We start from the raw sequence: 12,512 nt of genomic DNA on the forward strand, positions 1-12,512 counted from the left end.
ATAGGGTGAGGCACCGTGTCGTTGGTCACCGCTTCCGGAAGGACACCCATGCCCGACCGTTGCCGGGAGGCGCGCGGATGAGCGCGGTCATCGAGATCGCCGGCCTCCGCAAGACGTTCCACACGCTGCGACACGGGCGCCGGGTCGCCGTCGACGGCTTCGACATGCTGGTCGAGGCGGGCCAGGTGCACGGCTTCCTGGGGCCGAACGGGTCCGGGAAGACCACCACCCTGCGTGCGCTGCTGGGGCTGGTCCGGCCGGACGCCGGGCGGATGCGCGTGCTGGGCGCCGACTCCCCCGAGCACCTGCCGGACGTGGCCGGCCGGGTCGGCGCGATCGTGGAGAGCCCGCAGTTCTTCGCGAACTTCACCGCGCACCGGACGCTGCGGCTGCTGGCCCTGGCCGGGGGTGTGCCGACCGCCCGGGTGGACGAGGTGCTGGAGCAGGTCGGGCTGCGCGATCGGGGCGACGAGCGGGTCAAGGGCTACTCGCTGGGCATGAAGCAGCGGCTGGCGGTCGCGTCGGCCCTGCTGAAGAACCCGGAGCTGCTGATCCTCGACGAACCGGCGAACGGCCTGGACCCGGCCGGCATCCGGGAGATGCGCGACCTGACCCGGTCGCTGGCCGAGGCCGGGGTGACGGTGCTGCTGTCCAGTCACATCCTCGCCGAGATCCAGTTGATCTGTGACCACGTGACGATCGTGAGCCGGGGCCGGCGGGTCGCGTACGGGCCGGTGGAGGAGGTGCTGGCGGGCTTCGACCAGCACCAGTGGCGGGTCCGGGTGGCCGACCCGGAGCAGGCCGGGCAGGTGCTGGGCCGGGCCGGGCTGTCGGTGGCCGTCGCGCCGGACCACCTGGTGGTGACCGGCGTGGAGGATCCGGAGACGATCAGCCGGACGCTCGGCGAGCAGGGCGTGTGGGTACGCGAGCTGGTCCCGCTCCGGCCGGACCTGGAGAGCGTCTTCCTGGAGCTGACCGGCGGCCACGAGCACGTGGCGGTGCCGCGGCAGGTCGACGGCGCACCGCCGAGCGACGGAGTGATCGATCTCGACGTCCGGGAGAGCCGGGAGGTGGACGCGTGAACCTGGTCCGTGCCGAGTTGGAGCGGCTGGCCGCCCGGCGCTTCGTGCAGCTCATGGTGGTGCTGCTGGCTGCCGCCTTCGCGGTGACGGTGGTGACCACGCTCGCCGGTTCGCACCGGCCGAGCCCGGCGGAGCTGAGCCGGGCGCAGGCGCAGGCGGCGGAGAACGTGCGCCAGATGGAGATGACGTACGACCGCTGCCTGCGGATCCGCGAGGGCTCGCTCCCGCCGGGCGAGAACGACTACCTGCCGCGCGACTGCGCCCAGATCGACCCGGCCCAGATCGAGGAGCTGCCGAGCGCGGCCGACTACCTCAGCGGCGTGTTCGTCTTCGCCAAGGAGGCCGAGCCGCTGCTCTACTTCCTGATCGCGTTCCTGACGCTGTTCGGGTTCCTGGTCGGCGCCTCCTACATCGGGGCCGACCTCAACTCGGGTGGCGTGGTCAACCTGCTGCTGTGGCGGCCCCGGCGGCCGGCGGTGCTCGCCGCGAAGCTGGGCACCCTGCTGGGTGGCCTGCTCGGCCTGTCGGTGCTGGCGTCGGCGGCGTACCTCGGGGCGTTCTGGTTGATCGGCCAGGCATCCGGCCTGGTCGGGCGGACCGGCGGCGACTTCTGGCCGTCGCTGGGCGCGATCTGGGTACGCGGGCTGATGCTGGTGCTGCTCGCCGCGGCGCTCGGGTTCGCCGTCGCCACGCTGGGCCGGCACACGTCGGCGGCGCTCGGCACGGTGGCCGCGTACGTGGTGGTGTGGGAGTTGGGCGCGCGGCTGGTGTTCCAGATGCTGGAGGTCGGCCGGCCGGACCGGTTCATGCTGTCCAGCTATCTGGCGGCGTGGCTGTCCGGTGAGGTGCGGCTGTGGGACAACAACGCCTGCGGCCCCGGGATTTCCGGCTACTGCGACGGCTCGTACACGTTGACGTGGACGTCGGGCCTGGTGGTGCTGCTCGGGCTCACCGGCGCGCTGGTGGCCGCGGCGTTCACCGTGTTCCGCCGCCGCGACCTGATCTGACCGCAAGCCCCGGCGACTCCTTGCAAACCCTGACGCCATGATGAAGGATTCCTTCACATGGCGCCAGGGTCCACGACGCGGTCAGCCGACCGTCGAGCCGAACACCTCGTCGCGTACGGCGTCCAGCGCGGTCCGCAGCGCGCCGCGCAGGATCGGCTCCTCGGTCAGGCCGGTGGTCACCACCCGGGGCCGCACGAGCGTGATCGCGGCGACCTCGTGCTGCACCCGTTCGGCCAGCGCCGCCCCGCCCGCCTGCCCGACCGCGCCGGCGAGCACCACGAGCGGCGGGTCCAGCACCACGCAGGTGCTCGCCACACCCAGTGCCAGCCGCCGGGCCAGCTCGTCGAGCATCGGACCACCGGCGGTGCCGGCGGCGATGGCAGCGCGTACCACCTCGGCGGCTCGGGCCGCCGCGACGCCCCGCTCGGCCGCCTCCGGGCTGGCGAAGCCGTGCTCGGCGGCCACCGCGCGCACCGCGTCGGCACCGGCGAGCTGCTGGAACGCCGGTTTGGCCCGCTTGGACACGTCGCGCGGGATGGGCGCGCCGGGCACCGGCAGGTAGCCGATCTCGCCCGCCGCGCCGCTGCTGCCGTGGTGCAGCCGCCCGCCCAGCATGATCGCCAGGCCCACGCCCGCGTCCACCCAGACCAGCACGAAGTCGGCGGTGCCACGGGCCGCGCCGGACTGCGCCTCGGCCACCGCCGCGAGGTTCACGTCGTTCTCGAACACGACGGGGGTGTCCAGGTCCTCGCGCAGGGCGGCGAGCAGGCCGCTGTGCCAGCGCGGCAGGTTGAACGCGAAGGTGATGTCGCCGGTCTGCGGGTCGACCAGGCCGGGGGTGCCGAGCACGACGCGCCGGACGGCGGACAGCTCCGCCCCGGCGCTGCCGGCCGCCTGGACCACCGCGTTGTGCACCACGCCGACCGGGTCGTCGGTGTCCTTGGTGGACTGCTCGATCCGCCCGGCCACCGTGCCGGTGATGTCGGCACAGGCCGCCACCACCCGCTCCGCGCCCACCTCCACGCCGACCACGTACGCGCTGCTCGGCCGGACGGCGTAGAGCTGCGCGTTCGGGCCCCGCCCGCCGGCCTGCTCGCCGACCCGGGCGACCAGGCCGCGCTCCTCAAGCCGCTCGACGAGCTGGGACGCGGTGACCTTGGACAGCCCGGTCAGCTCACCGATCCGGGCCCGGGTCAGGGGGCCGCGTTCGAGCAGCAGCTCCAGCGCCGCACGATCGTTGAGCGCCCGCAGGAGTCGGGGGGTGCCGGGCAGCCGGGTCGCACTCATGCCGTCGTCCTCAATTTTCAGTAAAGTTTTCTAACCACAAAACGCCTGCCGAGGGGTGCCCGTTAGCGTATCGGCCACCCCCACCCGCAGAGGTCGGACGACCCGGCAGGGAAAGGGGACACTCGTGGGTCTGGATCCAGGACTGCGCCGGCTCGCGCTGGGCACGCTGCTGGCCGCGTACCCGGGACCGGTCCCGCCGGACTGGGCGGTCGACCTGCTCGCCGACGGGCTCGCCGGGCACACCCTGTTCGGCACCAACATCCACGACCCGGCCCAGGTGGCGGCGTCCACCGCGGCGCTGCGCGCCGGCCGCCCCGACGTGATCGTCGCGATCGACGAGGAGGGCGGCGACGTCACCCGGCTGGCGCACGCCACCGGCAGCCCGTACCCCGGGAACGCCGCGCTCGGCGCGGTGGACGACCCCGACCTCACCCGCCGGGTGTACGCGGCGATCGGCGCGGAACTGGCCGCGCTCGGCGTCACGGTCGACCTGGCGCCCACCGTCGACGTGAACACCGCCGACGAGAACCCGGTGATCGGCACCCGCTCGTTCGGGGCGGACCCGAAGCGGGTCGCCGTGCACTCGGCCGCCGCCGTCGCCGGTCTCCAGTCGACCGGGGTGGCCGCCTGCGCCAAGCACTTCCCCGGGCACGGCGCCACAGTCGCCGACTCCCACCACGAACTGCCCACCGTCGACGTGCCGCCGGCCGTCCTGCGGGAGCGTGACCTGCCGCCGTTCGCCGCAGTGGTCGACGCGGGCGTCCGCGCGGTGATGAGCGCGCACATCCGGGTGCCGGCGCTGACCGGCGACGGCCCGGCCACGTTCAGCCGCGCGGTCCTGCACGACCTGCTGCGCGTCGAGTACGGGTTCACCGGGGCGATCATCACCGACGCGCTGGAGATGAAGGGCGCGGTGCTCGCCGCCGGCGGCGTCGGCGCGGGCGCGGTCCGGGCCCTGGCCGCCGGTGCGGACCTGCTGTGCATCGGTGCCCGGGTCGACGCCGAGCTGGTCGAGTCGGTCGCCGCCGAGATCGTCGCGGCCGTCGCCGACGGCCGGCTGGCTCGGGAGCGGGTCGAGGAGGCGGCCGGCCGCACCGCCGCGCTCGCGGCCGCCTCCGGTCCCGCCGACGCCCCGCCCCCAGCCGTCGACGGACTCGGCTACGCCGCCGCGCTGCGGGCGGTACGCGTCGAGGGCGACCTCACCCGAGACACCGTGCCCCTGGTGGTGCAGGTGCACGCCCCCTCCACCGTCGCCGAGGGGCGGGTGCCGTGGGGGCTCGGCCCGCACCTGGCCGCCGGGGTCGAGCAGGCTCGCGCGGTGGCGGGCGAGACCGGCCCGGAGCAGTTGCGGCGGCTCGCCGGGGACCGGCCGGTCGTGCTGGTCGGGCGGCACCTGCACCGGCTGCCCGGCGCGCGCGAGCTGGTCGAGGCGCTGGCCGCCACGCATCAGGTGACTGTGGTCGAGATGGGCTGGCCGGGCGCGTGGCGACCGGCGGGCGCGCGCGCGTTCGTCGCCACCCACGGCGCCAGCCACGCCAACGGCCGTGCCGCCGCCGACGCGCTCGGCCTGACCGCCTGACCGCACCCCACGCGGCCCGCTGCCCGGAAGGGCGGCGGGCCGCTGTCTTGAACACGTTCAAAATCTGTCGTACGCTCAGGGCGTCAGCGATTTGAACACGTTCAAGAAGGGTTAGGGGGATGGACGTGAAGGTCTGGATGTACCTGGCCTACCTGACGGTGAGCATCGGCCTCACCATCTGGGTGGCGCGGGCGCTGTCCCGCAACGGGCTGGTGTTCCTGGAGGACGTGTTCGCCGACAGCCGGCTGGCCGGGGCGGTCAACAGCCTGCTGGTGGTCGGCTTCTACCTGCTCAACCTCGGCTACGTCACGGTGGCGATGAAGGAGTCCGATCCGGTCGGCGACACCAGCCAGGCGCTGGAGCAGCTCTCCATGAAGGTGGGATTCGTCCTGCTGGTGCTGGGCGCGCTGCACTTCTTCAACGTCTTCGCGCTCGGCCGCTACCGGCGCGACCGCCTGCGCCAGCAGGCCACCCACCCGCCGCTGCCGCCGGTCAGGATGCTCCCGCCGCAGGGTGGGCCCGTACCGGCGGCGGGCCCGAACCCGCCGGCCCGGTGACGTCCGCCGCGGGCGGGCACCAGCAGGATCCCACCGGGCACGGGGCCGGTGGGATCCGCGGGTTCACCGTCCTGTTCGACGCGGACTGCCCGATGCGCCGGGCCGCCCGGCGCTGGCTCGCCTCCCGCGCCCAGCTCGTACCGCTGGAGTTCGTGCCGGCCGGATCGCCCGAGGCCCGGCGGCGCTTCCCCGGGCTGGACCACGACGCCACCCTGCGCGACCTGACGGTGGTGGCCGACACCGGTGCGGTCTACCGCGGCGACGGCGCCTGGTTCGCCTGCCTCTGGGCGCTCGCCGAGCATCGCGGCACGGCCGAGCGGCTGGCCCGCCCGCACCTGCTGCCGCTGGCCCGGCGGGTGGTGGCGGCGGCCTCCGCGGTCCGCGAACGGATCCGGGAACCGGGATACGGTGACGACGATGACCGAGCAGAGTGCGCCGACGACCGCTGCGGGTGGGCAGGGGTCGACGGCCCGGGGTGAGCAGACCCGCCAGCTGATCCTCGACACCGCGATGCGGCTGTTCCGCGAGCGCGGATACGCGCGGACGACGATGCGCGCCGTCGCCCAGGAGGCGGGCGTGGCGGTGGGCAACGCCTACTACTACTTCGGCTCCAAGGAGCACCTGGTCCAGGAGTTCTACGCGGGCACCCAGCGCGAGCACCGGGAGGCGGCCGCGCCGGTGCTCGCCCGGGAGCGGGACTTCGGCCCGCGACTGGCCGGGGTTCTGCACGCGGGCGTCGACGTGCTGAGCCCGTACCACGCGTTCGCGGGCGCCTTCTTCAAGACGGCGGCCGAGCCGACCTCACCGCTCAGCCCGTTCTCCGCCGAGTCGTCGGCGCCCCGGGACATGTCCATCGCGCTGTTCCGCGAGGCGCTGACCGGGTCCACCGTCAAGCTCGACGAGGAGCTGCGCGAGGCTCTGCCCGAGCTGCTCTGGCTCGGCTACATGGGTGTGGTGCTCTACTGGGTGCACGACCGCTCGGAGGGGCAGGTCAAGACCCGGCAGCTCATCGACGGCGTGGTGCCGCTCGTGGACCGGCTGGTGGGGCTGTCCCGGCTGCGCGTGCTGCGGCCGGTCACCCGACAGGCGCTCACCCTGATCCACACGCTGCGTCACTGATCCCGCCGACGCGACGGCAAGCGATTCCGCAGGTGAGAGTCCGTAACCGGACAGCAACGCACCCCTTGCTCCCGACAGGAACTGACACATAGCGTTACCGATGTCGGGCCTGGGGAGAGAGCTGCGGACCGTGGATTCGGCCCGGGATCCACGGTCCGCGCCAGACACGGCCGGCGGGGCGGGTCAGCGGGGGAAGACGCCGAACCCGGTGAAGCCCCGGTCCGGGAACCCGGCCGCCTCGGCCACCCGCCCGGACGCCGCGTTGCCCGGGTCGTGCAGGTAGGTGGGGATCGCCCCCTCGTCCAGCACCCGGCGCGCGGCCTGCGCGACCAGCCGCCGGGCCAGGCCGCACCCGCGCGCCGCCGGCACCGTGCCCACCGCCAGCTCGTGCCCGTACGCGTCGTGCCGTTTGATCCCCACGCCGGCCCGGTACGCGCCGTCGGCGCCCCGGACCACGAGCACCTCCCGGTCGAACAGCCGCAGCCACGGCGGCAGCCCGGGCAGCGTGGGCGGCACCCACTCCCCCACCTCGGGCAGCGGCGCCGGGTCGGTGCACCAGCGGAAGACCGAGGTGTGCGCGACGAACTCGGGCGTGCCGACAGCGACCGGCAGGTCGGGCAGCCACTCCCCGAGCGGCCGGTCGCGTACCAGCGTCCGTACCGCCTCCACCCGGTCGGCGGCCACCGAGAGGACGGTGCTGCCGCCCGCGGTCACCGCGACGGCGGGGCGCAGCCGCCCGTCCCAGGCCGGGCGGGCGCGGCGGTACGACCTGACCACGTGCAGCCCGGGGCCCGCCGGCCACTGTCCCAACCAGGTCGCCAGATGGAGGAAGACCCGCCGGTCGAGCACGTGATCATGGTACGCCCGCACGCCGCGCCCGTGCCCGCGGAATTCGCCGATCGCGGCGCGGTTGAGACGTGCGGCAGACGGGTAGAGGGTCGGCACGCCAGCGACGGATGCCGATCCCTGGTCCCGCCACCGGCCGCAGGAGTCCCGGCGCCGCACGGAACCGAAGGCATCGCCCCTGCGTCATATTCATTTCCATACATGGACAAGTTTCTCTGGGACGGTAGTGGTCATGCCTCACGAACCGAATGACCGATTCCAGCAGGACGCGGAGCGCGGCTGGCGGGCCGCCGCAGACGCCGGGCGGTTCCCGGCACAGCCGGCGTACCGCGAGGCCCGCGACCGAGGGCCCTCCTGGGCCGAGCTGAACGCGCAGCCGGCCGGCACCGCCGCCTGGCGTGGCCTCTCACCCCTCTAGGAACGCGGGCGGCGACACACCGGCCGGGCGGGCGTACCGGCCTTCGCACACCTGTGCGGTAGCGTCTTGTGGTCCGATTTCCGGCCTACGACAGGAGAAGCTCCGCGCATGGGCAAGAAGACGATCCACGTCTCCGACTTCACCGGTCAGGTGCTCAGCCCCGACGACGAGGTGGTCAAGGTCGTCGTCCTGGAGCACCCGGACCTGGTCGCCGGGCCCGTGCAGCTGGACGCCACCCCGGTCGATGTGGAGAGCATCGACGACGCGGCGCTCGACGTCGCGGTGGTGGAGATCCACGACCGGCACGGTCACGGCGAGCCGCGCCGGGTGGTGCTGACCGCCAGCGAGTTCGACGCGATGGCGACCGACGTGCCGATGGCGCAGCTGCTGCGGACCGCGGAGCGGGTCAAGCCGCCCAAGGCCCGGCGCGCCACCGAGAAGATCGACTACGGCACCATCGAGCACGCCGGGCGCCCGCACCGCGGCCGGGTCACCGAGGAGGAGGCCCGGCTGGTCCGGGAGCATCTCGACGAGGTGAACAAGCGGCTGGCCGACGCCGGCATCCGCCAGGTCGACCCGGCCGACCCGGAGCACGCCGCCCGGTACGGCTTCCCCGTCGCCGACTGACAACCCGAGCACCGGGCACGCGCCCCCGTGACGCGTGCCCGGCGTGGTGTCAGGCCCCTTTCCGAGTGATCTCGGCGAGCGCCGCCTCGAACGCCGACTCCAGCGCGGCCTTCTCCAGGCCGAGGCCGCGCAGCACGCCGTCACCGCCCTCCTCTTCCAGCAGGGCGAGCAGGATGTGCTCCGTACCGATGTAGTTGTGTCCCATCCGCAGCGCCTCCCGGAACGTCAGCTCCAGCACCTTCTTGGCCCGCGCGTCGTAGGGGATCAGGTCCGGAACCTGGTCGGCCTTCGCCGGTAGCGTCGAGGTGACGACCTCCCGCAGCCGCTCCAGGGGTACGCCCCGAGCGACGATCGCCGCGGCGGCGAGCCCTTCCGGCTCGGCGAGCAGCCCGAGCGCGACGTGCCCCGGGGTGATCTCGGCGTTGCCGGCGGTCCGCGCCTCCTCCTGCGAGGCCAGCACCACGTTGCGGGCGCGCGGGGTGAAGCGGCCGAACCCGGAGTTCGGGTCGAGCGCGGCGGCGGTCTCCGCCTTGGCGGCGGAACGCTTCTGGGCGGCCTGCTTGGTCACGCCCATGCTGCGGCCGATCTCCGTCCACGAGGCGCCGGACCGGCGCGCCTGGTCGACGAAGTGCCCGATCAGGTGGTCCGCCACGTCGCCCAGGTGGTCGGCGACGAGCACGGCGTCGGCCAGCTGGTCGAGCGCGTCGGTGTGTGCCTTCTTGATGCCGTCGATGAGGTCGTCGAGGCGTACCGGATGGGTCATCTTGAGTGGTTCGGTCTCCTCCATGCGTCAACCATAGGTTGACGCATGCGGTACGTCAACCCTCGGTTGACGCTGCCGTTCCGTAAAGACGAGGTGGTGAGCGTGTCCTCGCCCGCGTACCCGGACAGGGCCGACATGCCGACGCTGGTGGACGCGGCGCGCCGCGGCGACCGGGCGGCGGTGGACGAGCTGGTCTCGCACTGTCTGCCGCTGGTCTACAACCCAGATCCGCCTCGCGCCGGCCTGGACGACACGGCCTCCGGCTGGGACCGCCGCCCTGCGCCGATGTGGCGCAAGCGATTCGCCCGCCACGTCCGAGACTGCCAGCACTGCCCGGACGCGACGAACGATCTGGTTCCGGCCGAACGGCTGCTGGCCGGTCTGGCGCTCACGCCGCCCCCCCGCGGCACTCGCCTCCGACATCACCCACAGGATGCACACCGTCGCCACCGGGTCGCAGGTCTCCCCTCCCGGCGTCCACGCCGTAACCGCCGGAGTGCGGTCGCGCTCTCGTTGTCCAAGACCCTGGTCGGCGTCGTCGCCGCCGCCGCAGTGCTCGGCGGGGGCGGGCTCGTACTGGCCAACTACCCGGAGGAGCCGGGGCGGCAGCCGGCGAGCGCGGCAGCCGCGCAGCCCTCGGCCGCGACCACCGCACCGGCGCTCACACCTTCTCTGACCACCGTGAAGCCGTCCCGACCGCCGTGCGCCCGAGCCCGACCCCCAGCCGGTCGGCGAAGCCCAGCAAGTCACCGAAGCCGACCCCGTCGTCGTCGCCGACCAGGTCGGCCGGTACGCCCACCGGCCTGTCCGCCGCGGAACGGCGACTGCTGGTGCTGCTCAACGAGCGGCGTCGCGCGCTCGGGCTGACCGAGGTCAAGCTGGGTACGACGCAACACCGGGCCGCGGAGTCCTGCGTGCGGCAGAACCTGAATAACGGCAGCGGGTTGACGCACGGGCCCTGCTCGCAGGCCAGGTGCAGCTTGGTCGTCAGACCGCCCCGCGAGCGGCCCAACGCGTGATCGGCCGGCTCGACGACGCCGCTACCGCCCCCGGCCGGTGGTTCGACCTGCGTGTGACTGTCCCGGCGGGCGCCAGCGGCATGCTGATGCGCCCGCGCGATCGTGGAGTCCACGCTCACATCCCAGGTGATCAACCCGAGCGCATCGGCCCTACCTTGCAACCCGGCCAGGATCCGCGCCCACACCCCGGCCCGCTGCCAGCGCCGGTACAGCCCGTACACCGTCCGCCAGTGCCCGTAGCAGTCCGGCACGTCCCGCCACGGCGCACCCGTACGGACCCGTCACCTGATCCCGTCAACGAGCTGCCGCTTGCTCCACTTCGGCGGCCGACCCGGCTTCTTCCGCCCGGGCAGCAACGGCTCCAGCACCGCCCACTGCGCGTCGGTCAGGTCGAACCGCCTCGTCACCGCTACGCTGGCCACGAGGTCTCCGTGCAGATGGTTGTCTTGGTCGATAACCCATCTACCGGAGACCTCACCGCGTATCGATCACCGACACGCCCAACCGATCACCTCACAGCCAGGCCACGGGCACTTATGACACACGACCTAGCAACTGACGCCCATCCCCTGCTGCACAAGGTCGATCCGGAACACGGCCGCCGACTGGAGGCCCTGCCATGTGATCTCGTGTGGGCGACAACCTGGATGAACGACGCGAACGACGTACTCGCACCCCGGCTCGGGATACCGCCCCTGCCCGTCGTCGACTGGCCCGACTCCGACGAGGTCGGCGTCCTGCACTGGTGGCGCTCACCACGAAAGGCCAGGTGAGAGGCCAAGAAACATAGATTACACGGCGTGACGGGGTGGAAATCCCGCACGTACTATGTGCTCGCCGGGACCACCCCGGTCCTCGTCCACAACTGCGGTGAGGCTTTCCTGGACGACGCTGGTGAGGCGTACATACGAAAGAACCACACGGCCGGCGGTGCAGGAGCGGATGAAACCAAGGGTTTATTCAACAAGAACGAGGATTTGTACCAACTCGCGGATGACTCCAACAATTTCCCCGCTACGCCGCAGGCCAACGGTCGCTGCGCCAGAGTCTGCGACGCCGGTCGGACCATCGGAACTGACGTCGAAACCGGCTTGCCGACGTCTACCTATACGGTAATCACGGATAAGTACGGTGGCGTGATCACCATGCACCCGGGTGTTCCGCGATAGTCTGGCGCCCAGCCCGAAGATAGATCGCTGCTGCGACCAGGTTGGAGGCGTCGGACTAAGTCTGACACCTCCAACCTGGTCATACTGAAAGGAGTGGATCGGATGCCCTTGAGTGTCAGGGTATGGACCCTTCCGGACATGAACCTTGCTCGTTGCATTCACCCGGACCTTAACCGGCTAGTGGAGTTCGCTCAGTCATTGAAGCTTCCCATGCTGGGAAACGTCGATCCTTACGACGATACTCGCTTCAATCGTATGCAAATGAGCCTTGTTGTTCCCGAACTGCGGATGCTCGCTGACTCCGCTCCAGGGGGTGCGGCCGATGCTGCCCAAGAACTGCTGGCTCTGACCGAGCTGGTGGACGCAAAGCCTCACCGCTATCTCGTCTTCGTAGGCGACTGAGCCTTTCCGCGTAACGATGCGTGACGTTGTGTAGCGCCCGGTTTCAGGTGGTTCGCTGGTGGTTGATGTGGAGAATGACCAAGGCTGCCGCGACGATGTCACCGATCTTCCACGGGCAGAGGCTGATGTTGCGCAGCGCTTTGAACGTGGTTTTGAGCAGGCTGTTGCCGCGTTCACCGACCGCGCGGAGCCGGTTGTGGGCTCGGTTGAACTGCTGCTGGATGCCGCCGAGCTTCTCGTTCTTGGGTTTCTTGAACGCGACGACGATGGTGTCGGCTTCGCCTTCGTAGCCCAGGTCGGCCCAGGGCCCCGGCAAAGTCGTGAGGGTGTCCGGCTTGGGCGGTTCGAAGTAGAAGCGCCGGTGTTGGTGGCAGCAAGACGGGCATGACCGGTTCAGAAGATCATCAAGGTTCTCTACGCCACGATGACCTATCCGAAGTGAGCCATGCCCGCACTGCCATCATCGCTGACCTCTTCTCTGTCCTGCGCACCGGCTCTGACCGTTGCCGAAACCGCTGGTGGGCTGCCCGCAGCACTCGCCGGTCTGCCTGACCCGCGAGCCCGGCGGGGTGTGCGGCACAGGCTGCCGGTCGTGGTGACCGCGGCGGTCTGCGCCGTGGTTGCCGGCTACCGCTCG

General features: G+C 72.0%; 14 protein-coding genes and 3 pseudogenes. 12 read left to right on the top strand and 5 right to left on the bottom strand.

Annotation, left to right across the window (positions count from 1 at the left end; translation table 11 throughout):
* Positions 1–77 precede the first annotated feature (77 nt).
* Together GA0070215_RS16290 and GA0070215_RS16295 are read left to right on the top strand one after the other, a co-directional pair.
* A complete protein-coding gene (locus GA0070215_RS16290; RefSeq protein WP_091046959.1) occupies positions 78–1,082 on the top strand; it encodes an ABC transporter ATP-binding protein in 1,005 nt (334 codons plus the stop codon).
* Positions 1,079–2,089 carry an ABC transporter permease subunit gene (locus GA0070215_RS16295; RefSeq protein ID WP_018786209.1) on the top strand — a complete coding sequence of 337 codons (1,011 nt, stop codon included), beginning with the start codon at positions 1,079–1,081 and terminating at the stop codon, positions 2,087–2,089. The genes GA0070215_RS16290 and GA0070215_RS16295 overlap by 4 nt, the downstream gene beginning before the upstream one ends.
* Positions 2,090–2,170: 81 nt before the next feature.
* Here the strand turns inward: GA0070215_RS16295 and GA0070215_RS16300 are convergent, their stop codons facing one another.
* Positions 2,171–3,376: an ROK family transcriptional regulator gene (locus GA0070215_RS16300; RefSeq protein WP_091046963.1), complete on the bottom strand. Its 1,206-nt coding sequence runs from the start codon at positions 3,374–3,376 to the stop codon at positions 2,171–2,173.
* Between the two features lie 124 nt (positions 3,377–3,500).
* Here GA0070215_RS16300 and GA0070215_RS16305 point away from each other — a divergent pair, with 124 nt between their 5' ends.
* The 4 genes from GA0070215_RS16305 (at position 3,501) to GA0070215_RS16320 (ending at position 6,631) form a co-directional block, all read left to right on the top strand.
* Positions 3,501–4,955: a glycoside hydrolase family 3 protein gene (locus GA0070215_RS16305; RefSeq protein ID WP_091046967.1), complete on the top strand. Its 1,455-nt coding sequence runs from the start codon at positions 3,501–3,503 to the stop codon at positions 4,953–4,955.
* A 119-nt stretch (positions 4,956–5,074) separates the two neighbouring features.
* Complete coding sequence (locus GA0070215_RS16310; protein ID WP_018786206.1) at positions 5,075–5,512, top strand: hypothetical protein; 438 nt, start codon at positions 5,075–5,077, stop codon at positions 5,510–5,512.
* Positions 5,509–5,991: a thiol-disulfide oxidoreductase DCC family protein gene (locus GA0070215_RS16315; protein WP_091046970.1), complete on the top strand. Its 483-nt coding sequence runs from the start codon at positions 5,509–5,511 to the stop codon at positions 5,989–5,991. The genes GA0070215_RS16310 and GA0070215_RS16315 overlap by 4 nt, the downstream gene beginning before the upstream one ends.
* Positions 5,930–6,631: a TetR/AcrR family transcriptional regulator gene (locus GA0070215_RS16320; RefSeq protein ID WP_018786204.1), complete on the top strand. Its 702-nt coding sequence runs from the start codon at positions 5,930–5,932 to the stop codon at positions 6,629–6,631. The genes GA0070215_RS16315 and GA0070215_RS16320 overlap by 62 nt, the downstream gene beginning before the upstream one ends.
* Positions 6,632–6,814: 183 nt before the next feature.
* Here GA0070215_RS16320 and GA0070215_RS16325 read toward each other — a convergent pair whose 3' ends face one another.
* Complete coding sequence (locus GA0070215_RS16325) at positions 6,815–7,480, bottom strand: GNAT family N-acetyltransferase (protein WP_208600354.1); 666 nt, start codon at positions 7,478–7,480, stop codon at positions 6,815–6,817.
* A 229-nt stretch (positions 7,481–7,709) separates the two neighbouring features.
* Here GA0070215_RS16325 and GA0070215_RS16330 point away from each other — a divergent pair, with 229 nt between their 5' ends.
* Together GA0070215_RS16330 and GA0070215_RS16335 are read left to right on the top strand one after the other, a co-directional pair.
* Positions 7,710–7,895 (top strand): DNA repair protein, encoded by a 186-nt coding sequence (locus GA0070215_RS16330; protein ID WP_091047011.1) that lies wholly within the window; start codon positions 7,710–7,712, stop codon positions 7,893–7,895.
* 108 nt (positions 7,896–8,003) lie between these two features.
* Positions 8,004–8,522 (top strand): hypothetical protein, encoded by a 519-nt coding sequence (locus tag GA0070215_RS16335; protein WP_091046979.1) that lies wholly within the window; start codon positions 8,004–8,006, stop codon positions 8,520–8,522.
* Between the two features lie 49 nt (positions 8,523–8,571).
* On the opposite strand, the gene GA0070215_RS16340 is transcribed toward GA0070215_RS16335, so the two are convergent.
* Both GA0070215_RS16340 and GA0070215_RS16350 read right to left on the bottom strand, forming a co-directional pair.
* Positions 8,572–9,309, bottom strand: coding sequence for a Clp protease N-terminal domain-containing protein (locus GA0070215_RS16340; protein ID WP_018786198.1), 738 nt, complete (start codon positions 9,307–9,309; stop codon positions 8,572–8,574).
* 931 nt (positions 9,310–10,240) lie between these two features.
* Positions 10,241–10,726 (bottom strand): annotated as a pseudogene (locus tag GA0070215_RS16350) (IS5 family transposase); the annotation flags it as partial.
* Positions 10,727–10,858: 132 nt separating this feature from the next.
* Here GA0070215_RS16350 and GA0070215_RS29850 point away from each other — a divergent pair.
* The 3 genes and pseudogenes from GA0070215_RS29850 to GA0070215_RS28055 all read left to right on the top strand — a co-directional run.
* Positions 10,859–11,050: pseudogene (locus tag GA0070215_RS29850) on the top strand (hypothetical protein); the annotation flags it as partial.
* 54 nt (positions 11,051–11,104) lie between these two features.
* The gene (locus tag GA0070215_RS16360; protein WP_208600355.1) at positions 11,105–11,473 is read left to right on the top strand and encodes a hypothetical protein; all 369 of its coding nucleotides are present in this window, start codon (positions 11,105–11,107) and stop codon (positions 11,471–11,473) included.
* Between the two features lie 138 nt (positions 11,474–11,611).
* Positions 11,612–11,875, top strand: coding sequence for a hypothetical protein (locus tag GA0070215_RS28055; RefSeq protein WP_141708205.1), 264 nt, complete (start codon positions 11,612–11,614; stop codon positions 11,873–11,875).
* A gap of 43 nt (positions 11,876–11,918) precedes the next feature.
* Here the strand turns inward: GA0070215_RS28055 and GA0070215_RS29125 are convergent.
* Positions 11,919–12,176: pseudogene (locus GA0070215_RS29125) on the bottom strand (transposase family protein); the annotation flags it as partial.
* Positions 12,177–12,320: 144 nt separating this feature from the next.
* Here GA0070215_RS29125 and GA0070215_RS29855 point away from each other — a divergent pair.
* The coding region (locus tag GA0070215_RS29855) for a transposase family protein (protein ID WP_141708206.1) at positions 12,321–12,512 on the top strand (192 nt) is incomplete at its 3' end.

The organism is Micromonospora marina (assembly GCF_900091565.1).
In the GTDB taxonomy this organism is placed as follows: Bacteria; Actinomycetota; Actinomycetes; order Mycobacteriales; family Micromonosporaceae; genus Micromonospora; species Micromonospora marina.

Excerpts from the sequence above, each read along its gene's own strand:
- GA0070215_RS16290 (WP_091046959.1), top strand. The coding sequence starts at position 78 with ATGAGCGCGGTCATCGAGATCGCCGGCCTCCGCAAGACGTTCCACACG.
- GA0070215_RS16300 (WP_091046963.1), bottom strand. The coding sequence starts at position 3,376 with ATGAGTGCGACCCGGCTGCCCGGCACCCCCCGACTCCTGCGGGCGCTC.
- GA0070215_RS16310 (WP_018786206.1), top strand. The coding sequence starts at position 5,075 with ATGGACGTGAAGGTCTGGATGTACCTGGCCTACCTGACGGTGAGCATC.
- GA0070215_RS16320 (WP_018786204.1), top strand. The coding sequence starts at position 5,930 with ATGACCGAGCAGAGTGCGCCGACGACCGCTGCGGGTGGGCAGGGGTCG.
- GA0070215_RS16330 (WP_091047011.1), top strand. The coding sequence starts at position 7,710 with ATGCCTCACGAACCGAATGACCGATTCCAGCAGGACGCGGAGCGCGGC.
- GA0070215_RS16335 (WP_091046979.1), top strand. The coding sequence starts at position 8,004 with ATGGGCAAGAAGACGATCCACGTCTCCGACTTCACCGGTCAGGTGCTC.
- GA0070215_RS16340 (WP_018786198.1), bottom strand. The coding sequence starts at position 9,309 with ATGGAGGAGACCGAACCACTCAAGATGACCCATCCGGTACGCCTCGAC.
- GA0070215_RS28055 (WP_141708205.1), top strand. The coding sequence starts at position 11,612 with ATGAACCTTGCTCGTTGCATTCACCCGGACCTTAACCGGCTAGTGGAG.